The 22,387-nt window shown below is 57.9% G+C and carries 25 protein-coding genes, 1 tRNA gene and 1 riboswitch; of the genes, 16 read left to right on the top strand and 10 right to left on the bottom strand.

The features are described 5' to 3' along the window. Window positions 1–104: 104 nt before the first annotated feature. The 3 genes from ACRY08_RS02610 to ACRY08_RS02600 are packed head-to-tail and all read right to left on the bottom strand — an operon-like array spanning window position 105 to window position 1,994. On the bottom strand, window positions 105–650 hold the full coding sequence (locus ACRY08_RS02610) for a biotin transporter BioY (RefSeq protein ID WP_432448287.1): 546 nt from the start codon (window positions 648–650) through the stop codon (window positions 105–107). 5 nt (window positions 651–655) lie between these two features. After that, window positions 656–1,267, bottom strand: coding sequence for an energy-coupling factor transporter transmembrane component T family protein (locus tag ACRY08_RS02605; protein WP_432448286.1), 612 nt, complete (start codon window positions 1,265–1,267; stop codon window positions 656–658). Then, entirely contained in the window at window positions 1,242–1,994 is a 753-nt protein-coding gene (locus ACRY08_RS02600) for an energy-coupling factor ABC transporter ATP-binding protein (RefSeq protein WP_432448285.1), read from the bottom strand. Before ACRY08_RS02600 ends, ACRY08_RS02605 begins: the two co-directional genes overlap by 26 nt. Before the next feature lie 298 nt (window positions 1,995–2,292). On the opposite strand from ACRY08_RS02600, the gene ACRY08_RS02595 reads away from it, so the two are divergent. Beyond that, the gene (locus ACRY08_RS02595) at window positions 2,293–4,371 is read left to right on the top strand and encodes a M10 family metallopeptidase C-terminal domain-containing protein (protein WP_432448284.1); all 2,079 of its coding nucleotides are present in this window, start codon (window positions 2,293–2,295) and stop codon (window positions 4,369–4,371) included. On the opposite strand, the gene ACRY08_RS02590 is transcribed toward ACRY08_RS02595, so the two are convergent. After that, entirely contained in the window at window positions 4,362–4,859 is a 498-nt protein-coding gene (locus ACRY08_RS02590; RefSeq protein WP_432448283.1) for an ureidoglycolate lyase, read from the bottom strand. The genes ACRY08_RS02595 and ACRY08_RS02590 overlap by 10 nt on opposite strands. Next, a complete protein-coding gene (gene puuE, locus ACRY08_RS02585) occupies window positions 4,856–6,271 on the bottom strand; it encodes an allantoinase PuuE (RefSeq protein WP_432448282.1) in 1,416 nt (471 codons plus the stop codon). The genes ACRY08_RS02590 and puuE overlap by 4 nt, the downstream gene beginning before the upstream one ends. A 299-nt stretch (window positions 6,272–6,570) precedes the next feature. Between puuE and uraH the strand changes: the two genes are divergently transcribed. From uraH to ACRY08_RS02555, 6 genes are all read left to right on the top strand, one after another. Beyond that, complete coding sequence (uraH, locus tag ACRY08_RS02580) at window positions 6,571–6,924, top strand: hydroxyisourate hydrolase (protein WP_432448281.1); 354 nt, start codon at window positions 6,571–6,573, stop codon at window positions 6,922–6,924. A 121-nt stretch (window positions 6,925–7,045) separates the two neighbouring features. Beyond that, window positions 7,046–7,257: riboswitch (cobalamin riboswitch) on the top strand. A 118-nt stretch (window positions 7,258–7,375) separates the two neighbouring features. Then, window positions 7,376–8,161, top strand: a complete 786-nt coding sequence (locus ACRY08_RS02575) for a DUF4198 domain-containing protein (protein ID WP_432448280.1) — start codon at window positions 7,376–7,378, stop codon at window positions 8,159–8,161. A 10-nt stretch (window positions 8,162–8,171) separates the two neighbouring features. Continuing rightward, on the top strand, window positions 8,172–8,789 hold the full coding sequence (gene cbiM, locus ACRY08_RS02570) for a cobalt transporter CbiM (RefSeq protein ID WP_432448279.1): 618 nt from the start codon (window positions 8,172–8,174) through the stop codon (window positions 8,787–8,789). After that, window positions 8,786–9,379 carry a cobalt ABC transporter permease gene (locus ACRY08_RS02565; RefSeq protein WP_432448278.1) on the top strand — a complete coding sequence of 198 codons (594 nt, stop codon included), beginning with the start codon at window positions 8,786–8,788 and terminating at the stop codon, window positions 9,377–9,379. The genes cbiM and ACRY08_RS02565 overlap by 4 nt, the downstream gene beginning before the upstream one ends. After that, window positions 9,376–10,164 (top strand): cobalt ECF transporter T component CbiQ, encoded by a 789-nt coding sequence (gene cbiQ / locus ACRY08_RS02560; protein ID WP_432448277.1) that lies wholly within the window; start codon window positions 9,376–9,378, stop codon window positions 10,162–10,164. The genes ACRY08_RS02565 and cbiQ overlap by 4 nt, the downstream gene beginning before the upstream one ends. Continuing rightward, window positions 10,151–10,801 carry an energy-coupling factor ABC transporter ATP-binding protein gene (locus tag ACRY08_RS02555; RefSeq protein WP_432448276.1) on the top strand — a complete coding sequence of 217 codons (651 nt, stop codon included), beginning with the start codon at window positions 10,151–10,153 and terminating at the stop codon, window positions 10,799–10,801. The genes cbiQ and ACRY08_RS02555 overlap by 14 nt, the downstream gene beginning before the upstream one ends. A gap of 3 nt (window positions 10,802–10,804) precedes the next feature. On the opposite strand, the gene ACRY08_RS02550 is transcribed toward ACRY08_RS02555, so the two are convergent. The 4 genes from ACRY08_RS02550 to ACRY08_RS02535 are packed head-to-tail and all read right to left on the bottom strand — an operon-like array spanning window position 10,805 to window position 15,010. Next, window positions 10,805–11,437, bottom strand: coding sequence for an ATP-binding cassette domain-containing protein (locus ACRY08_RS02550; RefSeq protein WP_432448275.1), 633 nt, complete (start codon window positions 11,435–11,437; stop codon window positions 10,805–10,807). Then, entirely contained in the window at window positions 11,430–13,124 is a 1,695-nt protein-coding gene (locus ACRY08_RS02545) for an ABC transporter permease (protein WP_432448274.1), read from the bottom strand. Before ACRY08_RS02545 ends, ACRY08_RS02550 begins: the two co-directional genes overlap by 8 nt. Before the next feature lie 45 nt (window positions 13,125–13,169). Beyond that, window positions 13,170–14,378 carry an ABC transporter substrate-binding protein gene (locus tag ACRY08_RS02540; RefSeq protein WP_432448273.1) on the bottom strand — a complete coding sequence of 403 codons (1,209 nt, stop codon included), beginning with the start codon at window positions 14,376–14,378 and terminating at the stop codon, window positions 13,170–13,172. Continuing rightward, window positions 14,375–15,010: a CDP-alcohol phosphatidyltransferase family protein gene (locus tag ACRY08_RS02535; protein ID WP_432448272.1), complete on the bottom strand. Its 636-nt coding sequence runs from the start codon at window positions 15,008–15,010 to the stop codon at window positions 14,375–14,377. Before ACRY08_RS02535 ends, ACRY08_RS02540 begins: the two co-directional genes overlap by 4 nt. A 182-nt stretch (window positions 15,011–15,192) precedes the next feature. Here ACRY08_RS02535 and ACRY08_RS02530 point away from each other — a divergent pair, with 182 nt between their 5' ends. Both ACRY08_RS02530 and ACRY08_RS02525 read left to right on the top strand, forming a co-directional pair. Further along, window positions 15,193–16,020 (top strand): bifunctional allantoicase/(S)-ureidoglycine aminohydrolase, encoded by an 828-nt coding sequence (locus ACRY08_RS02530; RefSeq protein ID WP_432448271.1) that lies wholly within the window; start codon window positions 15,193–15,195, stop codon window positions 16,018–16,020. 74 nt (window positions 16,021–16,094) lie between these two features. Then, complete coding sequence (locus ACRY08_RS02525) at window positions 16,095–17,084, top strand: type I glyceraldehyde-3-phosphate dehydrogenase (protein ID WP_432448270.1); 990 nt, start codon at window positions 16,095–16,097, stop codon at window positions 17,082–17,084. 227 nt (window positions 17,085–17,311) lie between these two features. Here ACRY08_RS02525 and ACRY08_RS02520 read toward each other — a convergent pair. Beyond that, a tRNA-Lys gene (locus ACRY08_RS02520) sits at window positions 17,312–17,387 on the bottom strand. 109 nt (window positions 17,388–17,496) lie between these two features. On the opposite strand from ACRY08_RS02520, the gene dapF reads away from it, so the two are divergent. From dapF to petA, 7 genes are all read left to right on the top strand, one after another. Continuing rightward, entirely contained in the window at window positions 17,497–18,333 is an 837-nt protein-coding gene (gene dapF / locus ACRY08_RS02515) for a diaminopimelate epimerase (protein WP_432448269.1), read from the top strand. Window position 18,334: 1 nt separating this feature from the next. Beyond that, window positions 18,335–19,597 (top strand): tRNA (N(6)-L-threonylcarbamoyladenosine(37)-C(2))-methylthiotransferase MtaB, encoded by a 1,263-nt coding sequence (gene mtaB / locus ACRY08_RS02510; RefSeq protein ID WP_432448267.1) that lies wholly within the window; start codon window positions 18,335–18,337, stop codon window positions 19,595–19,597. Window positions 19,598–19,631: 34 nt separating this feature from the next. Beyond that, the gene (locus ACRY08_RS02505; protein ID WP_432448266.1) at window positions 19,632–20,243 is read left to right on the top strand and encodes an FMN-binding negative transcriptional regulator; all 612 of its coding nucleotides are present in this window, start codon (window positions 19,632–19,634) and stop codon (window positions 20,241–20,243) included. Window positions 20,244–20,298: 55 nt separating this feature from the next. Beyond that, window positions 20,299–20,637 carry a hypothetical protein gene (locus tag ACRY08_RS02500; protein WP_432448265.1) on the top strand — a complete coding sequence of 113 codons (339 nt, stop codon included), beginning with the start codon at window positions 20,299–20,301 and terminating at the stop codon, window positions 20,635–20,637. Window positions 20,638–20,714: 77 nt separating this feature from the next. Then, window positions 20,715–20,993 carry a hypothetical protein gene (locus tag ACRY08_RS02495; protein WP_432448263.1) on the top strand — a complete coding sequence of 93 codons (279 nt, stop codon included), beginning with the start codon at window positions 20,715–20,717 and terminating at the stop codon, window positions 20,991–20,993. 3 nt (window positions 20,994–20,996) lie between these two features. Next, a complete protein-coding gene (locus tag ACRY08_RS02490) occupies window positions 20,997–21,599 on the top strand; it encodes a glutathione S-transferase (RefSeq protein ID WP_432448262.1) in 603 nt (200 codons plus the stop codon). A 219-nt stretch (window positions 21,600–21,818) separates the two neighbouring features. Further along, on the top strand, window positions 21,819–22,385 hold the full coding sequence (petA, locus tag ACRY08_RS02485) for a ubiquinol-cytochrome c reductase iron-sulfur subunit (protein ID WP_432448261.1): 567 nt from the start codon (window positions 21,819–21,821) through the stop codon (window positions 22,383–22,385). Window positions 22,386–22,387 lie beyond the last annotated feature (2 nt).

The raw sequence follows: 22,387 nt of genomic DNA, 5'->3' as shown, positions 1-22,387 counted from the left end.
GCTCGCGGCCTCGGGGTCGCATGGGGATTGCTGCGCGGTGGTGCTCGACCGCGGGTGCAGAGATTGGGGTGGGCGTCTGGCGCCCAACCCGGTGTTTGGGCGTATCAGCTGCGCGACAGGACGCTGGCGGGGCGGATGTTGTAAAGGCCCGAGGTCAGCAGCCCGGCGATGACAGCTTTGGCGATATCTCCGGGAACATAGACGCCCATCACGGCCGCCATGGCCATGATCGGTTTGCCCAGCACAATCGACATGCCGATGATGCCGAATACATAGAGCACCAGAACGCACCCGATGATGGCGGCGACGCTTGCGATCACGGCCAGTTTGCCTGTGCGCCATTTCTCCACGATCAGGCCCGTGACGAAAGCGGCGATGGGAAAGCCGAACAGGAAGCCTCCGGTGGCGCCGACAAAGACGGCCGCGCCGCCACGTCCGCCGGCCAGAAGCGGCAATCCGATTGCGACCAGCAGCAGGAACAAAAGCACCGCCAGTGCGCCGCGTTTTGCGCCAAGCACGGTGCCGCAGAGCATGATGCCAAGGCCTTGCGCCGTGATTGGCACGCCGATGGGCAGGGAAATCGGCGGGATCAGCCCCAGTGCTGCGATCAGGGCTGCAAACAGGGCGATAAGAGTTACGTTCTTTTCCATGGTCCTCACTCCTTCATGGCATCAAATCCGCCGCGTGCGCGCAGGGCTTCGGCAACGTGGTCCGCATCGTCCAGTGCCAACACGGCAAAGGGCAGAACAATGCGCCAACCGGGGCGACGTGCGGATCGGGCGCGCCATGACTGCGACAGCTTTTGCGATTTGTCCAGCAGAACTGGCGTGAAACGTATGGCCAGCGCGATGGCAATCTCAAGATAGACAGTTTTTAGCCCGATCAGCCGCAAAGGCGTTGCCAGCCACCGGATCAGGGCAATCATATCGCTTAGCCGGGTTGTCATCGTTACCAGATTTGCCAGACCCACCGCCGTGATCATTCTGGTCGAAATCAGCAGGCCCTGCCCAAGGTCGCCGCTGATCACGTGCCAGACCATCAACAGCAACACAAAAGGCCAAAGCCGCCACAGGGCGCGCGCGCCTGCTTTTGCAAAAAGGCGGCCGGGCAGAAGGTATAGCCCAAGTGTCACGGCCCCGGCGCATAGTTGAAACAGGGGGGGCTTGATCATGAACAGCAAAACTGTCGACAGGCACAGCGCGCCAAGTTTCAGACCCGCGGGCCACCTATGCGCGCGCGTTTCAACTGGAGAGGTCAGAGATATCATCGCCCTCTCCGATTTTGTTCATTGCATCTTCATAGCGCGGCAGGATGTCGGCTGGGTGCCCTTCTTCATGCAGACGGCCTTGGTCGATCCAGATGATGTGATCGTACTCCGCAAGATCACGGGGATCATGCGAGACATGCACAAGGGTCCCCTCATAGCGATCAAGGAAGCGCTGGATTTGGCGCCGGGTCGGAATATCCAGACCTGAAAACGGCTCATCAAGGATCACAAGCTTCGGGTTCATCGCAAGGATCGACATCAGGCACACCAGCTGTTTTTGACCCTGAGAAAGACTGTAGATATGCGCGTCTTTCCAATGGGCTTTGCCAAACCGCGCGAGCACGTCCAGTGCGGCGGTTTCAGGGGTGTCATGCCCTTGTTGCTTCAGGCCAAAGGAGACCTCCTCGATCACGGTTGGGAAGATAATCTGGTGGTCGGGGTTCTGAAAAAGAATGCCGACGACCTGCAAAGCGGCCTTGCGGTTCTTTGCCGGGTCCATCCCGTCGATACGAATTTGACCGGATGTGGGGGCTTGCAGACCACAAAGCACACGCGAGAAACTGGTTTTTCCCGAGCCGTTCCGCCCAACCACCCCGATCCGCGGGTGGGCAAGAGTCACAGAGACGTCCGTCAAAACGGGCTTTCCGTCGAGGGTAAGATCCACACCGGTCATACGCGCCGCGATCTGGTCGGCAGATTTTTGCTTCGTCTCTGTCATATTTTGCATGGCGTCGTACTGTCCCGGTTTTGGCGGTCGGTTCGCTCGGTTGGTGCTTATGCAGGGTGATCCCCAACTGTCGTGAGACTGGCTGGAAGTCAACTATTCTTGCCTTGTTTCGCGTCGGGTGTTGTGTGCGGCATCATGTCAGAAGCTCTGCGTCGGGTTTTTCAGCGATACTAAGCTCAGTTTAACCCATGAGCGGTAATCTTCTTGCGCTGCGATGGATAGCGGATACGGGTATTGATGATGTGTTGGTGAACGGTGTAATCAATCTGCAGGCGAGAAATATATTGAGGAACGAGTTATGGTGATGGGCCAGCATTCGCATGATCACGACCACGGTCACGACGAGGGGCACAGTGGCAGCGGCAGTTCGGGTTCGAGTTCGTCTAACAAACAGAATTTCACCGTTGATCAGGTCGCTGACTATTTGACCACAGGGTTTTGGAACGAAGCCTCACTCGCACCGCCGCATAAGTTCAACGTTGCCGCTGGCGGTACGCTGACCTATTCGGTTGACCAACTTGATGCTGCGGGCGTTTGGTTTGTTGAGCAGGCATTCGAAGCTTGGTCGGCAGTGTCGGGGATCACGTTTCAGAATACGGGCGGTGCCGGCGCACAGATTGTATTTCAGCAAAGCGACCAAAGCGGCGCATTCGCTTGGTCCAACCCGTGGTATTCCTCTACCATCACGCAGTCATTCGTGAATATTCCGACCTGGTGGTATGCCGGGGATGAATATGACCTGCATTCCTATTCCTACCAGACCTATGTCCACGAAATCGGGCACGCGCTGGGCTTGGGACATTCCGGAAGTTACAACGGGTCTGCCAGTTATGGGGCTGACGCCCAGTACCGGCAGGACAGTTGGCAGATGACGGTTATGTCCTATTTCTCGCAAACCGAGAATACAGACATTGATGCGTCTTTGGCATTTGTGCTGACCCCGATGGCAGCCGACATCAAGGCCATACAGGACCTTTACGGCGTGCCGGTTGCAGCAAACGCGGGCGCAACTACTTATGGCTTCAATTCCAACGCCGAAGGGCCTGCCTCCCAGTTCGCCTCGCTGGCGGGGGAATATATTGGTACGACCATGACCGTGTTTGATACATCGGGCACGGATACATTTGATTTCTCCAACGTGAATGTGAAGCAAAAGCTCGATTTGCGTGAGGAAGGGATTTCCGATGTTCTGGGCTACACGGGAAACCTTGTACTTTCGCATGGGGTGGTGATTGAAAATGCCATTGGCGGCGGTGGAACTGATGTGTTTTTTGCCAATGACAGTGACAATCAGTTGTTTGGGCGCGGTGGCAATGATCTGTTTTGGCATAGTCTGGGCGCTGATACCTACGACGGCGGCACCGGTAGGGATTGGGTAACCTACTTCAATGCAACGGGGTCGGTTGGTGTTGACTTACAGGCTGTGTCTCAGTCGGGCGCGGCAGCCGGGGATCAGTATGTCTCGATTGAGCATGTTGTCGGGTCGAATTTTGATGACACCCTGAATGGGGATGGTGAAAACAACACTCTTGAGGGGCGCAACGGTAATGATGTCCTTGAAGGGCGCGGTGGGGAGGATCTGCTGCGTGGTGGCAATGGCAATGACCAGCTTATGGGCGGCGACGGTGCTGATGAAATTCGTGGCGGCGCCGGCAATGACACTCTGAACGGTGAAAACGGTGCGGATTGGCTTAGAGGTCAGGACGGCAACGATCGCATGGTTGGTGGCGCCGGTGCTGATCGGTTTGATGGTGGTGCTGGGCGCGATTCAGCAGATTACTCTGCCGAGGCATCGCGGGTTGTTGTTGATTTGCGCAGTGGTAAAAAAGCTTGGGGTGCGGCGTTTGGCGACAAGTTCACCTCAGTTGAAATTGTATTTGGCGGAACTGCAAACGACGAAGTGCGCGGGAATAGTGCTTGGAACGGTCTTGTAGGACGAGACGGTAATGATTTCCTTCACGGCTTTGATGGAAACGACAACTTGTGGGGTGGCAGCGGATCTGACCGCCTTTATGGTGGAAATGGTGCTGACAAGCTTTATGGCGGAGACCAAGGCGATACCTTGAACGGTGGAAATGGCAATGACAAGTTGTATGGCGGTCGGGGGTCAGACAAGCTGTATGGTGGCGCCGGTGCAGACACATTCATATTCAACGACGGTGTGGACCGCATTGCCGATTTCCGTGCTGGGCAGGGAGATAAGATCAAGATTGATCGTGATCTGGTTCAAGGCAATATGTCCGTTTCTTCCATGCTGAAAAAATACGGGAAGCTCTACAAAGGTGATTTGTATCTGAATTTCGGCAACGGCGATAAGCTTATTGTGTCTGATGTCAGCAACAAGATGGCGATGGCAGACGACATTTCTTATTTCTGATTGGTCGAATTGGGCGCGCTGATCCTGTAGGGCTTCTCAAAGCGCACCTCTTCCAGATTGCTGCCGGCACCGATCCGATCCACAACCGCATATAGCCCTTGCGCGCCAATCGGGGCCAGCACGCCATGCCATGTGCCGCGGTGCAGGTTCACAGCCTGATCCGCGCGCGCCAGGAAGGCTTGCGGGGTTCCGGGGTGTCCGTTTTCATCCGGGCAAACCGTGATCAGAAGAGGTACATTGTTCATCGGAATGAAGGCCTGAGAGCCAAATGGATGGCGTTCGACAAGATCCAGAGAATAGGGGAACTGTCGGGCTTTTCCGTCGAACAGGCTGATCCCGGCTTTGCCGTCTGAAAAATCGAGATGCGCCAGATCGTGATGCCTTTGACACATGCCGTCATTGATGGTCAGGCTGTCACGGTCGGTCAGCTCGATCACATCACCAAACGCGGAGAATGCGTCTGCGGTCAGAGGCTGGGCGACGATCACGGTAGCATGTCCTTCAGGCGGAATGCGGCTATCCGCTCGACCTGTCGGCAGGCTTCCGAAAATTCCGTTGCGCGGTCATTGTCGATCCGTTTGTGGAATTGAGCAAGGATAGAGCCTTTATCGTGGTCACGCACCGCGATGATGAAGGGAAAGCCATGTTTGGCCACATAGTCCGTGTTTAGGCGGGTGAAGGTCGCGCGCTCTTCATCCGTCAGCATGTCCAGCCCCGCGCCCGCTTGTTCCGACGTGCTCTCTGCGGTCAACCGACCTGCCGAAGCCAGTTTGCCGGCAAGGTCCGGATGGGCGTTCAGTACTGCCAAACGTTCTTCCTCTGTTGCCGATCTGAAAGCGCGGCAAAGCGCGTTGTGCAACCCGATTGCGCTGTCATGTGCCGGGCCAAGTTCCAGTGAATAGGCACGTTCCGCGACCCAGGGTGAGTGTTCGAAAATACTGCCATATAGGCTGACGAACCGGTCTTTCGGCATCTGGCTCGGTCGCTCGAAGCGGGCCGGAGGATGGGTATTGGCCCAATGCGCGGCAATATCGATCCGACGAGGGCACCAGACGTGATCATGAGACTGAAGGTGTGCGATAAACCGTTTCAACCCTGCAATTTTGCCCGGCCGCCCAATCAGGCGGCAATGAAGGCCCACGGTCATCATCGCGGGGCGCCCTTCGATGCCTTCTGCGTAAAGCGTGTCAAAGGCATCTATCAGATATCGCCCGAAGTCATCCCCTGTCACCCAGCCGGGTGCTGTGGCAAATCGCATGTCATTTGCTTCCAGCGTGTAGGGAATGATCAACTGATCATGCGACCCTATTTCAGCCCAATAGGGCAAGTCATCGTCATAGGTGTCGGATACATAGTCAAACCCGCCATGTTCAGCGACCAAGCGCACCGTGTTTTCAGAACAGCGCCCTGTATACCACCCGCGCGGCGGTGTGCCCACGACTTCGGTGTGCAGCCTCACCGCCTCGGCGATCGCGGCGCGTTCATCCTCTTCGGTCATGTCTTTGTGTTCGACCCATTTCAGGCCGTGGCTTGCGATTTCCCAATCGGCGGCCCGCATTGCAGCAACCTGTTCCGGGCTGCGCGCAAGAGCGGTCGCGACGCCGTAAATTGTCAGAGGAATGCCCGCGGATGTGAACAAGCGGTGCAGGCGCCAGAACCCGGACCGCGCACCGTATTCATAGATTGATTCCATGTTCCAATGGCGTTGCCCGGCCCATTGGGATGCACCCGGAATGTCAGACAGGAAGGCCTCGGATGCGGCATCGCCATGAAGCACGCAATTCTCGCCCCCTTCTTCGTAATTCAACACGAACTGAACTGCGACCTTGGCGTTGCCCGGCCATTGCGGGTGCGGTGCATTGGGGCCGTAACCGCGCATATCACGGGTGTATCGTTTCACAGGAACCTCTTCGCGACGTGGTTTGATTTTCCAGTTATATGCGAATTTGTGCGAGGTCACGAGCGTTTCATGTTTTGTTGGATTTGCTGGATGATGATGCGAAGTCATGCCTGAGAGCGTGCCTTTGTTCTGCAAGCCGTTGCTCTCGGCTTTCGGCTTTGTTGGATCTAAGTGCGTGCCAAGAAGGATAAGGCTTGTGGCAAGGCATCCAGCGCGCCGCCGGACGCCACAGGTAAGAACGGGCTGGTTCAAAGCCTATTGCCCCTTCATAGTAGCGAGGTGACTGAACGGAGGCCGCAATGACCGGATATCTTACCACTCATGTGCTCGACACAGCCAAGGGCTGCCCAGCTCAAGGGCTGCAAATTGACCTCTACCGGATTGAAGGTGACACGCGGGCATTGGTCAGGTCGCTTGTGACCAATGATGATGGGCGCACCGATGAACAGATTTTGCCAGCAGATGAATTTGAAACCGGGGTTTATGAACTGATTTTTCATGCCGGGGACTACCTGCGTGTGTCAGATCAAAGCGGAAAAGAACCTTTGTTTCTGGATCAGGTCCCCCTGCGTTTTGGTATGTCAGAGCCTGCTCATTATCATGTGCCGCTGCTGCTAAGCCCCTATGGGTATTCCACCTATCGCGGTAGCTAATAAATCTCTTGAAATTAAGTGACGCAAAATCAGTGTGTTGCGATATTTCGCGACATGCTATTGCCTGTCTGCGACCCATTTGCGCAAGCGCAATTGCTTGACTCGCACCTTGCTTATCTGACATTCAAATCAAGCGATCGGTTCCGTGCGTGCAGAGGCACCGCGGTAGTAATAGGGAATACGGTGAGGTGTAGCCATAAGGCGCCAAACCCGTAACTGCCCCCGCAACTGTGAGCGGCGAGCGAAGCTGAATATGCCACTGGGGCAATCCCGGGAAGGCCAGCCAAGCAAAGACCCGCGAGTCAGGAGACCTGCCGGACGCTGGGCATTGCCCATTTCCACCGGACGCCGGGGTGAGCGTCTGGCCCGGCGGTCAAAGACCTTCCCGAGCCAATACCCCGTTCGTTCATTCTAAATTGCAGGGCGACCTGCGACGTCGAATGAGGACGATATGAAGAAGACAATTCTGGCCGCAGCCTTGGCCGCTATATTACCTGTTGCCGCACAGGCACATTTCCTTTTGCAACACACTGACGAGGTGCTGATTGAAAAGCCCGGCGACGTGCCGATGGGCCTGATTTTCTGGCACCCGATGGAAAACGGGCACGCCATGGATATGGAAAAGCCGCAAGAGTATTTCATGATCCACAATGGCGAGAAAACCGACCTGATGGATCGTGTGGCGCCCGCTACGTTCAAGGGCGCACACAATGAAGCCGCTGCATTTACCGCCTCTGTGCCGGTCAAACGCTCGGGTGACTATGTGGTCGTGACCGTGCCTGCGCCGTACTATGAGGAAAGCGAAGATATCTACATTCAGCAGATCACGAAATCGGTTCTGAACCGCAACACGCTGCCCACCGATTGGGACCAGCCCGTTGGTCTGCCGACCGAGATTCTGCCTTTGAACAAACCCTATAACGTCGTCGTCGGCTCGACTTTTTCTGGGATCGTGTTGTCAGAGGGTAAGCCTGTTGCGGGTGCCGAGATCGAGATCGAATACATGGCGTCCGAGCCCGACCTGACGGCTTTTGCAACCACTGACGCCACGGTCGGCCCGATGCCGGGCGGCACGATTGTTGCCATGACAGATGCCAATGGCGTGTTCACGTTCGGCATCCCGAAAGCAGGCAATTGGGGGTTCGCGGCGCTGGGGTCCGGCCCGGCGAAAGAGCATGACGGCAAAGAGCTGAGCCAGGACGCCGTTCTGTGGATCAACGCCACAGAGCTGAAGTAAGGACCGCGCAATGCATATCGTAGATGGAGCCCTGTCAAATCCCGTGCTGCTTGGCGGCGCGGTGATTGCGGTTGGCGGCCTCGCCATGGGGCTAAAGAAACTGCCGCTGGAACGTATCCCGGCGGCTGGGGTTCTGTCTGCAAGCTTCTTCGTGGCGTCACTGATCCATGTGCCGATCGGCCCCAGTTCGGTTCACCTGATCCTGAACGGGTTGGCCGGTCTGGTTCTGGGCTGGGCGGCCTTTCCTGCGCTGTTTGTCGGGCTTTTGCTACAGGCGGTATTCTTTGGCTTCGGCGGGCTGACCGTTCTGGGCGTGAACGCGGTGAATATTGCTCTGCCTGCTGTCATGGCGGGTTTGATTTTCCGCCCGCTTGTGGCTCGCGGCAGCCCAATGCACGGCGCGATCTGGGGTGGGATTGGCGGCGGTTTTGCCATCGCCACAACCACGCTCGCCGTTGCCTTTTCGCTGATGCTGTCCGGGGATGAGTTTATCCCCGCAGCCAAACTTGTGTTCTTTGCTCATATCCCGGTCATGGTAATCGAAGCACTTTTGACAGGTGCTGCGATCTTCCTGGCCCGCCGTGTGAAGCCCGAGCTGTTTTTGAACCCACGAGGTAGTCTCGCATGATCCGCATCATCTCGTTGATCCTTGCCCTGTCCGTGCCGCTTCCTCTGTTGGCGCACAACGTGATTGCCAGCGTCTTTGCCTCTGGATCTGACATCGAAGGCGAGATCGGCTTTTCCAGCGGTGATATGGCCGTTGAACTGGCGATTGAGGTGTTTGACGACTCCGGTAAAAAACTGGGTGACACCGTGACCGATGCAGATGGGTTTTTCATCTTTACCCCAACACAGCCGGTCACCCATATTTTTCGCGGTGACCTTGGTGCGGGTCACGTGGCCGAGGTCACCATGCCTGCCGCCGAAGTCGCCCAACTGATGGGGCAGGTTGCTGCCCAGGACAGCGCAGGGGCGTCGGTTCTGCAAGGGAACACTGTCAACGCAGGAGAGGCCGTGCATGCGGGGCTGACAGACGAAGCCAGATCAGAGCTGGCCACCATGTTGCGCACGGAACTGCGCCCGCTGCGCCAAGAGATCGCCGCCTATAAGAACAAGAACGACTTGCAGACCGTATTGGGTGGGATCGGCTATATCATTGGCCTTTTTGGGCTGGGCTTTTATATCGCCGCGCGGCGCAAGCTGGAGGGTGGTAAGTGACCTATGTCCTGACATCAAGCGACAAACCCCTGTCAGGCTTTGGGGCGCTGCGGGCGGCGGTATCGTCCTTGGACCCGCGCATGCGGATTGTGATGACGGTTGTCTATGCAATCACGGTGGTCGGCCTGTCTGATCTGCGCGTTCTGTCGGTTGCCCTGATCCTGTCGATGTGGCTTTTGGTCATTTCAGGGCTGCCGTTTCAAAAGACGCTGAAACGCATGGCGATGATGGATGGGTTCATCATCTTCACACTGGTTTTGCTGCCCTTTACCATGCCCGGCACGCCTATATTCACCCTGTGGGGGTTTGATGCCACATGGGAAGGCCTCTGGCGCGCCACGGAAATTGCACTGACTGCCAATGCGGTCATTCTGGCGGTGATGACCTTGGTTGGCTCGATGGAACCCGTCACCATGGGGCACGCGCTGTTTGCGCTGAAAACGCCTGAACGGCTGGTGCATCTGATGATGTTCACGATCCGCTATATCGATGTGCTGCGCGAGGAATATCTGCGCCTGAGAACCTCGATGAAACTGCGGGGGTTCCGACCGAGCACCAATTGGCACACCTATCGTAGCTATGGCTATCTGGTGGGCATGATGCTGGTGCGCGCGATTGAACGATCCGAACGCATTCTGGCCGCGATGAAATGCCGTGGGTTTTCCGGCCGGATCGTGTTGTTGGAAGACTTCCGCCTGACCCGTATGGATTTGATGTTTGCCGGCGCCCTGTCGCTGGCTCTGGCCGCCCTGATCTGGGCAGAGGTCGCCTATGTCGCTCATTGAGCTTTCAGACATTCACTTTGCCTATCCGGGGCTGGACCCGGTGCTTGACGGCGCATCAATGCGGTTGGCACCCGGCGAGCGGTTGTCGATTGTCGGTCCGAACGGGGCAGGGAAATCGACGCTTCTGAAAATCATCATGGGTCTTTTGGTGCCCACATCGGGCGAGATTTCGGCCTTTGGCCAGATACGAACGGAAGAGGCTGATTTTCACGATCTGCGCCGCCGTATCGGGTTTGTATTTCAGGATGCCGATGACCAGCTTTTCTGCCCAACGGTTGCCGAAGATGTTGCCTTTGGGCCGCTTAATCTGGGCAAGTCTAAACATGAAGCCCTGTCGATTGTTGACGATGTTTTGTCCCGGCTGGGGCTGATGCACCTGCGCGACCGTGTCACGCATAAGCTCTCAGGCGGCGAGAAGCGTTTGGTTACGCTCGCGACGGTGTTGGCGATGGAGCCAGAGGTGCTGATCCTGGATGAGCCGACCAATGCGCTTGACCCGGACAATTATGCCCGTCTGGTTGATATCCTGAGCAGCTTGGATCAATCCATTTTACTGGTCAGTCACGACCCCGAGTTTCGCACCAGTATCGCGCCGACGGGGTATCGGCTTGAAAGCTGCAAACTGACCCGTTTCTAGGCTCTAATCCAGCGTGATGACTGGCCCACCGGCGGCCAGCGCGTCTTCGCGGTCATGTGTCACCAAAAGCACCGGCAAAGCGCCTGCGCTTGCGTGCTCAAAGACAAGATCCCGTATCTGCCCACGCAACTCAGCATCGAGACCCGCGAAGGGTTCGTCCAGCAACAGCGCTTTGGGCTGTGACAGCAGCATACGCATCAAGGCCACCCGTGCGCGTTGCCCGCCTGAGAGGGTGGCGGGGTCACGCTGGGCAAACCCTTCAAGGCCAACCTCGCAAAGGGCGGCATCAATCCTGTCTCGCCGCTCCGTGCGTGTGCCGCCGGGCGTCAGGCCAAATGCAAGGTTTGCACCGACGCTGAGATGGGGAAACAGCAGCGCGTCCTGAAACAGGATGCCGGTGCCGCGGGCTTCGGGGGGCAAGCGGGTCAGATCCTGCCCGTTCAGTTTGATCTGACCAGAGAGCGTGAACTCAGGGGCCAATGTGCCAATCACTGCTGACAGAAGTGTGGATTTTCCAACGCCAGACGGCCCCATAATGGTGGTCACTGTGCCGGGGGGAATCCGCGCGTCGACTGACAAAAGGGTGTCCTCTCCCTTTTTGATTACGATGTTTTCCAGCGAAAGACCGTCAGCCATATCTTACCCCTTTTCGATTGCGCCATATCAGCGCGGGCAGAGCCAAGGCCAGCGCGAATGGCAGCAATGCGGCGCCCGTCTGCATCAATCCAAATACACCAATGGCACGCCGGTCTCCGCCCGAGGCCAGAGCAACCGCTTCAGTGGTCAATGTTTCAATCCGGCCACCGCCTGCCAGCAACGTGGGCAGATATTGCCCGACGGAAACTGCCACCCCCACAGCAGTCGCTGTCAGAAGCGGCGCCAGAAGCATGGGCAGGCGCAAACGCCAGAGAATACGCGCATGCGACGCGCCCATGGCCTTGGCCACGGTGGCTTGTCTGCGATCCCATCCCTGCCACGGCCCTTCCAGCGACAGGCGCAGATAGGGCAAGACAAAGACCAGATGCATAAGCACAACAGGCATGCGCCCCATGTCCAACCCAAGTGTCAGAAACAGGGTTTGAAGCCCCGGCAAAAAGGCCGTTTGCGGCACGATCAAGGGCAGATAGATCAACCACATGCCCCGCCGGGTGAGGCGTAAGTTGTGACGCTCTTCGGTTTCCAGGCAGCCGACGGTCAGGACAAGCCCGATTGCGACGGCAAGCGTGGCAATCAGGGCGGTTTCACCAAAGGCCTCGAACGCGCCCGACCAGTGGCGCGCCCAACTGCGCAGGCTAAGTTGATCCGGGGCAAGGTCGGGGAAGCTCCAGAACCCGGCAAAGGACCAGACAAGCAATCCAAGCAGGCTGAAGATCAGCGCAATTGACGTTGCAAGCCCCATTGTGAACCCAGCCACCCGCAGGGGTAAGTCATGTGATCCGCGGCGCCCGGACTGGCTTTGGACAAGGCCCAGCCGGCTGAATAGGTGTTCGCCCAGCCACCAAAGCCCAACGGCCCCAATGACAAGTCCCAATTGCCACAAGGCCGCCGCAGCGGCCAGCAGGCGTTGCGCGATGTCCGGGTCTGACATCCAGCGCACGATTTGCACCGATAGTGTCGGGGGCGTTGATGGTCCAAGGATGACGGCCACATCGACCACGGACATGGACCATGTCAGCACGACCAGCACGGGCAAGCGAATGCGCGCATAGAGCGCCGGGAAGATGGCGATCATCCATGCCCGAATGCGCCCGTACCCCATGCTTTGACACAGCGCCATGCGCCTTGTGCCATCTATCTGGCCAAGGGCCGCGATGGACATGAGCAACAGGAATGGCACCTCTTTCACCACCATTCCCGCGATGAGGCTGAGGCCCCAAGGGTCGTTCAGGATCAACAGATCGGGCGGGCGGTCCCACCCGGTGAGCCAGGGTGAAAACAGCCTTGCGATCCAACCAGACGGTGCGATCAGAAAAGCCAGCCCAAAGGCCGCCGCCGCATGGGGCACGGACAGGAAGGGGGACAACAGGCGCTCAAGGCTACGAAACCCCCGCGTGCCTGACCAACCGGCCAAAATCAGCGCGGTCATCGCGATTGACAGGAACGAAGCGGCCAGCCCGGTGACAAGAGAGAGCCGCGTGGCCGCCCCCAATCCCGGCCATGTCAGAAGGGTGCGAAAGGCGTCCAGCGACGGGCCATGATGGCCGGCTGCCGGGAAATGGCCAAATGCAGGCAGAACCGTGCCCGCCAAACCGGTCACAACTGGTCCCAGAAGGATCAGTGCGGTGAGGGCAGGGAAAAGTGGAATGCGCGGGAAGCTGGCCATATCAGTGTCTGGTTTGCGCCCCGCATTGACCGCGGGGCACAGAGGTTACTGCACGCCGTAGCGGGATTGCCAGTCTTCGGCAATGCGGGTCATCCAGCTGGGATGCGGCTCGTCCTGTACACGGCCAAGCTCTGCGGGCGACAAGGTGGCAATGCCCAGTTCCAGTTCCTCGAACCGGGCGCGATCGTCGTCGGACAGGGCATCCATATTCAGGACCGTGCCATAGCCCAGTACATCGGGATTTTGGGCGTTGGCCTGCGCCTCGGGGGACATCAGGAAGTTTGCCAGCACCATCGCACCAGCTTTCGAGCCCGAGTTATAGGGAATTGCCACAAATGAGGCGTTGCCGATCGTGCCTTTGTCCAGAACGAAGGTGCGCACCGTGTTTGGCAGCTCGTAATTGGCAATGGCGGTAGAGGCCGCGCCGGGGCTGAACGAGATGGCCAGGTCCAGCTCGCCGTCATTCATCAGCTGGATCTGCTGCGTGCCGGTGGCGGGAAAGGTGCGACCCTCGCGCCAAAGCACGGGTGTCAACTCTTCAAGATAATCCCAAAGCGGGGCGGTGGTTTTGGCATAGGTTTCGTCTGTCACCGGTTGCGAGAGTGGCGTGGTGTCATCGAGCAGCTCGACCAGCATCTGTTTTAGAAAAGTGGTACCCAGAAAATCCGGTGGCTGCGGATAGGTGAAGCGACCCGGATGCGACTTGGCCCAGTCAAGGATTGCCGCGGCCGAGGGCAGGGGAGCGGGGATGTCCGCCGTGTCATACATGAACACAACCTGCGCCATGGCCCACGGGGCTTCAAAGCCGTCGACTGGCACGGTGAAGTCGGTGCGCACGGTTTTGCCGTCAACATCGACAAATTCCCAGTTTGGAAGCTGTTCGGCGAAGGGCCCGAAAAGAAGGTCCGCATCTTTCATCGATGCGAAATTGGCGCCGTTGATCCAGATCATATCAATCGCGCCATCTTCGTTCTGTCCGGCTTGCTTTTCAGACAGAACACGGGTCACGGCGTCGGCGGTGTCGGTCAGTTTCACATGTTCCAATGTGACGCCATAGCGCGCTTCGATCTGGTCGCCGGCCCAGTCAATGAAGGCATTGGTGGTGGGCGATCCGCCCCAGGCGTTCCAATAGACGGTCTGACCCTTTGCTTCGGTCAGGACAGCGTCCCAATCCGCCGGATTAGGGTCTGCTTGAGTGGCCAGTGGCAATAGGGTGGACACCGCCAGACCGGCGGCAAAAGCGAGAGGTTTCATGAGGTCTCCTGTTGATCGGATATCGGGTCACCAAACACCTGATACGCGCCCCAGACGCGTAGGAAGGCGGTGATGAAGCACAAGGTGCCAAAGGCCCAAGCCAGTGGCATGAAGAAGCGGGGTGCCAGGCAAAGCAGCACAAAAAAGGCGATGGTTTCGGTGCCTTCAAGCAGTCCGTTGGAGTAATAAAGCGACTTCACGCCTTGAGCGCTTGTTTGCATTTCGCGCTTTTCGGCCAGGATGGCAAAGCCCAGAAAGCTTGCGCCGTTCACATAGAAACTTAGCAACAAATAAGCGCCTGCAATGCCATTTGTTGTCGGGTCATAAAGCACGAAGCCGAAGGGCACGATGCCGTAAAACAGAAAATCCGAAGCGATGTCGAGATAGCCGCCGAAGTCGGTTTTTTGCGCCGCACGTGCCACTGCACCATCCAGCCCATCAGCCAGCCGTGAAAGAAGCACCAACCAAAGCGCCATGGTAAAGGCCCCGGCGGCAATCGCCCCGGCAGCCGCCAGCCCCAGTGCAAGCCCGAAAAGCGTCACGGCATTCGCACTGATGCCCATGCGCGCCAGCATGCGCCCCACCCTGTTCAGGGGCGGGTCAATCAGTTTTCGTGCATATGCGTCCAGCATGACGCCTCCTTGTTGATCCCAAACCTGCGTGGGTTCGTGTGTTTTGTGAACCGAATTCCGGTTCGCGTCTATCCAACTTACGAAAACGTGAGATGCTGTCATCTCGGCCCTCAGCGTCGGGCGTAAATTGCTTGGCGTTTGCGCCTATTCGCGCTTTAGTGGGGCGTCTGAAGGAGAGGCTCATGTCCAAACCCACCTATTATGTGCCCAAAGGCGGCCTTCCACCGCAAACGCAGCTGCTGACCGACCGTGCCGTCTTTACCGACGCCTATGCGGTGATCCCGAAGGGCACGCTTTCAGACATTACCACCTCGGCGCTGCCCCATTGGAACAAGGCGCGGTTCTGGGTATTGGCGCGACCCCTGTCCGGCTTTGCGGAGACGTTTTCGCACTATATTGCCGAAGTCGCACCCGGCGGTGGGTCCACGCAGCCAGAAGCCGACACCAGCGCGCAGGCCGTGATCTTCGTTGTGGCGGGCGAGATTGCTTTGAATATTGAAGGCACAGAGCATGTGCTGGGGGTAGGGGGGTATGCTTATCTTCCCGCGGGCTGCGGCTGGACGCTGTCCAATGTGTCCACAGAGCCCACCAGTTTCCACTGGATTCGGAAAGCCTATCAGCCGGTTGATGGCATTGCCCCGCCCCGCCCCTTTGTCACGACCGAGGCCACCCACCCACCGATCCCAATGCCCGATACGGATGGGGCTTGGGCCACGACGCGCTTCGTGGACCCGGCGGATATGTCTCATGACATGCATGTCAATATCGTCACCTTTCAACCCGGCGGCGTGATTCCGTTTGCCGAAACCCATGTGATGGAGCACGGGCTTTATGTTCTGGAAGGTAAGGCGGTCTACAGGCTTAATCAGGATTGGGTCGAGGTAGAGGCCGGCGACTACATGTGGCTGCGCGCATTTTGCCCGCAGGCTTGCTATGCAGGCGGCCCCGGCCCCTTCCGGTATCTGCTTTACAAGGATGTCAATCGGCACATGCCGCTTGGACACCCGTAAATGTCGCCACTGGCTCTTGCGCTTTCTGAGCCATTCCCCTTCTGTAACGTTGCAAAGCGTGAAGGGATGAAGGCATGTCAGATAAAATCCGCATCGGGCTGAATGGGTTTGGCCGTATCGGCCGGTCGATCCTGCGCATCTTGTCCGCTGATCCCGGCCCGTTCGAAGTGGCCTTTATCAACGACATCGAGAACCTTGATACCTGTGCCTACCTGTTCAAATACGACAGTGTTTTTGGGCCCTTCCCCGGAGAGGTGACGGCAGGTGATGGTGAATTGACCATCAACGGCACAACCATTCCTTTTCATGATCTTGCAGATATCAGTTCGATGGATCTCGGCGATATCGACGTGGTTCTGGAATGCACCGGCATGGCCGGAAAACGCGCGGTGGCAGAGCGCGGACTTCAGGCAGGTGCCCGGAATGTGCTGATTTCAGGGCCATCATCCGAGGCTGACGTGACCATCGTGCTGGGCGCGAATGATGATCAGCTGACGGGACAGAAGATTGTGTCGAACGCCTCATGTACGACCAATGCGTTGGCCCCGCTTCTAAAGCTTCTTGATGACGAGCTGGGCATTGTCGGTGGACATATGACCACGGTGCATTGCTATACCGGCAGCCAGCCAACTGTTGACAAGCCGCGCGATAATCCGGCGCGATCAAGGGCGGCGGCACTGTCCATGGTGCCAACAACCACCAGCGCACGCAACCTTGTGGGCGAAGTGCTGCCGCATCTGGCAGATCGGATCGAGGCGCGTGCAATCCGGGTTCCGACCGCCAGTGTTTCTGCGATTGACCTGACCGTGCGATTGTCACGGGATGCATCTGAGGAACAAGCCAATGAAATACTGAAAGCTGCGGCCAATGGGCAGGTTCTGGGGTGGACGGAAGAACCGCTGGTTTCTTCGGACCTGAGAATGCGCCCGGAAAGCCTTGTGATATCAGGGTTGGAGACCTCGGTCTGTGCCGGTGGACTTTTGAGGGTCTTTGGCTGGTATGACAATGAATGGGGTTTTTCGCACCGCATGCTCGATGTGGCGAAACGGATCGCACGCGCTTAGGTTTTCCAATTTGGATCGTGTGGTTGTCGATGTTTGAAAGACGGTTTTTGCCGGCGTTGGTGTCGGTGTTCTGCCATGGCTGTGGATGAATTTCACAGTATGGAGAGCAGTATCTGAAGCGCTCTCGATTCTCACCTATTGCGTCTTTGAGCCGTCTCTGGCAGCTCGACAAGCGAAAGCCGCGCCCTAAGGCGCGGCTCGCAACATCTTGATATTTAAGATGAAAGTGGTGAGCCGTGAAGGATTCGAACCTTCGACCCACTGATTAAAAGTCAGTTGCTCTACCAACTGAGCTAACGGCCCACTCTGTGGCGCGGTGACTAAAGCGACGGGCGGTCGGGGTCAACCCCATTTTCGAATGAATCTGCACGATCTCTGGCAAAAGTTTTGCCAAGGGCTTATATCGCGGCCTATGGCCAATGAAAGCGCAGATATGGATGCCTTTGAGTTCATGAAATGGCATGGGGCAGGCAATGACTTCGTGATGATCGATTCACGGGGGCGGGATGCTATTGTGACAGGTGATTTGGCAGCGGGGCTGGGCGATCGCAATCGTGGAGTCGGGTTCGATCAACTGGCCGAGATCAGAAGCTCGGACGAGGCGGATATTGATCTGGATTTCTGGAACGCGGATGGCAGCCGGGCCGGCGCTTGCGGGAACGCGACGCGCTGTGTGGCGCGCTATATGATGGATCAGACGGGCAAGGATGCGCTGACGATCCGCACTGCGCGCGGCCTGCTGGAGGCTCGTGCCGATGGCGATTTGGTTGCTGTCAACATGGGGCAACCTCAGGTGACGTGGAAAGATCTGCCGCTGTCACAGGATGTGGACTTGCAGCATCTTCCACTAGATGGCGATCCTGTGGCCGTTGGCATGGGCAATCCGCATTGCGTGTTCTTTGTGGATGATGCCGAGGCGGTGGATGTCGAAGGCATTGGTCCCCGGTTCGAAAACGATCCGCTTTTCCCAGAAGCCACAAATGTCGAGTTTGCTCAGGTGCGGTCACGCGATGAGATCCGGATGCGCGTTTGGGAGCGCGGCACCGGGATCACCCTGGCCTGTGGGTCCGGCGCCTGTGCGACCGCTGTGGCGGCCCATCAACGCGGCCTGACGGACAAGCGCGTGCGGATGGAGCTGGATGGCGGATGGTTGACCCTGGATTGGCGCGACGACGGCGTCTGGATGACCGGCCCCACCGCATTTGTTTATAAGGGCCAGCTGACGCAAGCCTTCCTGAAGGGGCTGTAAGATGGCGTCGAAACCTCCTGTCTTTGCGACGCTGGGCTGTCGCCTGAACGCCTATGAAACCGAGGCGATGAAACGTCTGGCGGATGATGCGGGCGTTGAGGGGGCCGTGGTGGTCAACACATGTGCGGTGACTGCGGAAGCCGTGCGTAAGGCGCGGCAGGAGATCCGCAAGCTGCGCCGCGAAAACCCTGACGCCAAGGTGATCGTCACCGGCTGTGCGGCTCAGACCGAGCCCGAGACCTTCACCGCCATGGATGAAGTCGACGCCGTCATCGGCAATCATGAGAAGATGTCGCCTGAAACTTGGGCGGGGCTAGCCCCCGACCTGATCGGCGAGACTGAGCGCGTGCAGGTCAACGACATCATGTCGGTGACGGAAACCGCCAGCCACCTGATCGATGGGTTCGGCACGCGGTCCCGTGCCTATGTGCAGGTCCAGAACGGCTGCGATCACCGCTGCACATTTTGCATCATCCCCTATGGCCGAGGAAACTCCCGCTCTGTTCCTGCGGGCGTGGTTGTGGACCAGATCAAACGTCTTGTGGATCGCGGCTTCAACGAGGTCGTTCTGACCGGCGTGGACCTGACCAGCTGGGGTGCTGACCTGCCGGGGGAACCGCGTTTGGGCGATCTGGTTATGCGTATTCTGCGTTTGGTGCCGGACCTGCCGCGCCTTCGCATCAGCTCGATCGATTCCATCGAGGCGGATGAGAACCTGATGCTGGCCATCGCCTCCGAGCCGCGATTGATGCCACATCTCCACCTCAGCCTGCAGCACGGCGATGACCTGATCCTGAAACGCATGGCGCGCCGCCATCTGCGTGACGACGCAATTGCGTTTTGTGAAGAGGCCCGCAAACTGCGCCCCGGCATCACCTTCGGTGCGGACATCATTGCAGGCTTCCCCACCGAAACCGATGCGCATTTCGAAAACAGCCTGAAGCTTGTCGAAGATTGTGACCTGACCTGGCTGCACGTCTTCCCGTACTCAAAGCGCGAAGGCACGCCTGCGGCGAAGATTCCCAACAAGGTGAACGGCAACGTAATCAAAGAGCGTGCGGCACGGCTGCGCGCGGCGGGAGATGCGCAGGTTCAACGCCATTTGTCGGAACATGTCGGGCGTGAACATCGGGTCTTGATGGAAAACCCAACAATGGGACGCACCGAGTTCTTTGCTGAAGTTGTCTTTGATGAGCCGCAAGAAGAAGGCGCGCTGATCACGGCCACACCAAGCCGCATCGTGGACAAACAACTGATTGTCTGATCATCTTCCGGGCAGGACTGCCAGAGGATGAAACATGCACCCCAACAAGATCTTTCGTGGCGCGGAGCAGGCCGCGAATATCAGCTTCGCGCAAACGCGCGCATTCGGCACGCTTTGCGTGACAGCGGATGAGCTTTTGCTGTCTCACATCCCGTTTCTTCTATCCGATGACGGCAAGATGGCCGAGTTCCATTTGGTCCGCTCCAATCCCATTGCCCGGCTGAAACAGGAGACCCAGGCGGTCATCGCCGTGACGGGCCCGGATGGCTATGTCTCGCCCGATTGGTACGGGGCGGAGGATCAGGTGCCCACTTGGAACTATGTCGCCGTGCATCTGCGTGGGCGGCTGGTCCCGCTGGAGCAGGTTGCGCTTCATGACATTCTTGAACGTCAGTCAGCGGCGTACGAGGCGCGCATTGAAGGCAAAGCCCCATGGACCTTCGACAAGATGTCACCCGAAGCCATTGCAAAAATGGAGCGCATGATTGTTCCCATGCGGCTTGAGGTCGAGACGATTGATGGCACGTGGAAACTGGGCCAAAACAAACCCGATGGGGTGCGCAAATCCGCGGCACGGCACATGCTAACTGGCCTTGGGCAGGAGCTTGCCGAAGTTGCAAAACTGATGAATGAACCGCCCGCCTAGGTTGAAAGCCCCAAGTTGCACCCTATCATAACTATATGAATGGGTGGAGGTAATTTTGAATCACAACAAAATTGAAAGCGATGCATATCTTGCACGCCATGCCCGGCGGAGTGCTTCCAATGAGGCTTTCCTGTTTTGGATGCTCTCATGGGGTGTTTTCACAGTGGTCAGTTTTCCAATCCGTTGGGAACTTGGGCTGACGGTAATCTCGATACCCATGGCTGTTGTGATAAGCCTTGCTCTTAGCGGTCTGGTGGGCGTCGTTTGGTATGCTCGAGCGAAGCGAGATATTGACGGCGCTCGGGCCCTGCAAAACGAACGCCGGATCGAGATGACTGCAAAAATGCGTCAGGAGCATCTTGAGAAGCTTAAGTCTGACTCTGGCGACAAATAGCTATAATCAGTGTGGATACCCCTGCGTAAGTGGACAGAAGCGGTCGGACTTCCTACATTTAGGACAAGGAGGAACCCATGGCTCTACCACTTGCCCCAATTGCTGCCGTCGCTTTGCGTTACGGCACTGTCGCGGTTGCGACTTATGCGCTTGCCCGTTCGGTTGAACGCGGGCGGCGTGATCAGCGTGCCGAGGATGCCTTGGATGATGCGCCAGAGGGTCTGACCGCGCGGCGCGAGCGCGAACAGGTCAACACCACCGCGCGGATGCGCCGGGTGATCCGGCTTGGCGAAAATGGGCCGGGGTTCGAGATTGATGCCGTCAGCCTCACCCGTATCCGATTTCGAAAGGTGTAACAGATGCAACTGATCTCGGCTGGCCCGTCGCCGTTTGCCCGCAAGGTGCGGGTATTGCTTCATGAAACCGGTCAAAACGAGGATATCGAGCGGATTGATATCGCGTCGTCCCCGACCGCGCCGCATCCCACGATCACAGCCGCAAACCCGCTGTCAAAAATTCCTGCGCTGATCCGACCGGATGGGCCGGCGCTGTATGACAGCCGGGTGATTACCCGTTTTCTGGACGCCCGCGCGGGCAGCAATTTGTACCCCGAGGATCGGATCTGGGAAGTTTTGACCTTGGAAGCCACTGCGGATGCAATCATGGATGCAGGTGTGCTGATGGTCTACGAGAACCGTTGCCGTCCCGAAGATATGCAGTATGGCGGCTGGATGGATGCCCAATGGGGCAAGATCGAAGGCGCGCTGGATGCGCTCAATAGCCGCTGGATGAGCCATCTTTCAGGTCCGCTCGACATGGGGCAGATTGCTGTGGGCTGCGCGCTGGGCTATCTGGATTTCCGTCATGACGATCGAAACTGGCGCAAGGGCCGGGATGCTCTGGATGACTGGTTTGCCGTGTTTTGCACCCGCGAAGCCATGGTTGCCACCAAGCCCACCTGAGTCGCCCATGACGGCTCAACCAGAGGGGGTGAATGCGCACAAATCATGCTGCGGGCGCTAACATGTGACATCAATGGCTTGAAAAGCCCCCCCTGCGCCCTAATGACTTCTGGACTGAACGCTTCTGGTTGGCTAAACAGCCGCGAAACGGACTGCTTTCTCAAGCGGTCTCAAGTCGTGTCGGTTGCGGTTTTGCAACCTAGCTAGGGAGATGCGCTCGTGTCACACGCCGACGACCATGAAGGGACCCGCCGGGATTTCCTTTACTATGCAACCGGGGGGGCCGCTGCTGTAACAGCCGGTGCTGCCGCCTGGCCGCTCGTCAATCAGATGAACCCATCCGCCGATGTTCGGGCGCTCAGCTCGATTCGCGTTGATATTGCTGACGTTGCCGTTGGCAGCCAGATCACCGTGAAATGGCTGGGCAAGCCGGTTTTCATCCGCCGCCGTACGCAGGAAGAAATCGACGTTGCCCGTGCGGACAACACCGCTGACAACCTGATCGACGGTTTCGCCCGTAACGACAACCGTGACGCAGCCCTGTCGGCAGACGACCAGAACCGTGCCATGGACGAAGCTGGCGAATGGCTGGTGATGATGGGTGTGTGTACTCACCTTGGCTGTGTGCCTCTGGGTGATGGCGCTGGCGAGTTTGGCGGTTGGTACTGCCCCTGCCACGGGTCGCACTACGACACCTCGGGCCGTATCCGCAAAGGTCCGGCACCTGAAAACCTGCCCGTTCCCGTCGCCGAGTTCGTCGACGAAACGACGATCAAACTGGGATAAGG

The organism is Aliiroseovarius marinus (genome assembly GCF_050881025.1).
Taxonomy (GTDB): Bacteria; Pseudomonadota; Alphaproteobacteria; order Rhodobacterales; family Rhodobacteraceae; genus Aliiroseovarius; species Aliiroseovarius marinus_A.
This window is presented reverse-complemented; position numbering and strand designations above follow the sequence as displayed.

Coding starts and splice junctions, on each gene's coding strand:
- ACRY08_RS02610 (WP_432448287.1), bottom strand. CDS start 650: ATGGAAAAGAACGTAACTCTTATCGCCCTGTTTGCAGCCCTGATCGCA.
- ACRY08_RS02605 (WP_432448286.1), bottom strand. CDS start 1,267: ATGATATCTCTGACCTCTCCAGTTGAAACGCGCGCGCATAGGTGGCCC.
- ACRY08_RS02600 (WP_432448285.1), bottom strand. CDS start 1,994: ATGCAAAATATGACAGAGACGAAGCAAAAATCTGCCGACCAGATCGCG.
- ACRY08_RS02595 (WP_432448284.1), top strand. CDS start 2,293: ATGGTGATGGGCCAGCATTCGCATGATCACGACCACGGTCACGACGAG.
- uraH (WP_432448281.1), top strand. CDS start 6,571: ATGACCGGATATCTTACCACTCATGTGCTCGACACAGCCAAGGGCTGC.
- ACRY08_RS02575 (WP_432448280.1), top strand. CDS start 7,376: ATGAAGAAGACAATTCTGGCCGCAGCCTTGGCCGCTATATTACCTGTT.
- cbiM (WP_432448279.1), top strand. CDS start 8,172: ATGCATATCGTAGATGGAGCCCTGTCAAATCCCGTGCTGCTTGGCGGC.
- ACRY08_RS02565 (WP_432448278.1), top strand. CDS start 8,786: ATGATCCGCATCATCTCGTTGATCCTTGCCCTGTCCGTGCCGCTTCCT.
- ACRY08_RS02555 (WP_432448276.1), top strand. CDS start 10,151: ATGTCGCTCATTGAGCTTTCAGACATTCACTTTGCCTATCCGGGGCTG.
- ACRY08_RS02550 (WP_432448275.1), bottom strand. CDS start 11,437: ATGGCTGACGGTCTTTCGCTGGAAAACATCGTAATCAAAAAGGGAGAG.
- ACRY08_RS02545 (WP_432448274.1), bottom strand. CDS start 13,124: ATGGCCAGCTTCCCGCGCATTCCACTTTTCCCTGCCCTCACCGCACTG.
- ACRY08_RS02540 (WP_432448273.1), bottom strand. CDS start 14,378: ATGAAACCTCTCGCTTTTGCCGCCGGTCTGGCGGTGTCCACCCTATTG.
- ACRY08_RS02535 (WP_432448272.1), bottom strand. CDS start 15,010: ATGCTGGACGCATATGCACGAAAACTGATTGACCCGCCCCTGAACAGG.
- ACRY08_RS02530 (WP_432448271.1), top strand. CDS start 15,193: ATGTCCAAACCCACCTATTATGTGCCCAAAGGCGGCCTTCCACCGCAA.
- ACRY08_RS02525 (WP_432448270.1), top strand. CDS start 16,095: ATGTCAGATAAAATCCGCATCGGGCTGAATGGGTTTGGCCGTATCGGC.
- dapF (WP_432448269.1), top strand. CDS start 17,497: ATGGCCAATGAAAGCGCAGATATGGATGCCTTTGAGTTCATGAAATGG.
- mtaB (WP_432448267.1), top strand. CDS start 18,335: ATGGCGTCGAAACCTCCTGTCTTTGCGACGCTGGGCTGTCGCCTGAAC.
- ACRY08_RS02505 (WP_432448266.1), top strand. CDS start 19,632: ATGCACCCCAACAAGATCTTTCGTGGCGCGGAGCAGGCCGCGAATATC.
- ACRY08_RS02495 (WP_432448263.1), top strand. CDS start 20,715: ATGGCTCTACCACTTGCCCCAATTGCTGCCGTCGCTTTGCGTTACGGC.
- ACRY08_RS02490 (WP_432448262.1), top strand. CDS start 20,997: ATGCAACTGATCTCGGCTGGCCCGTCGCCGTTTGCCCGCAAGGTGCGG.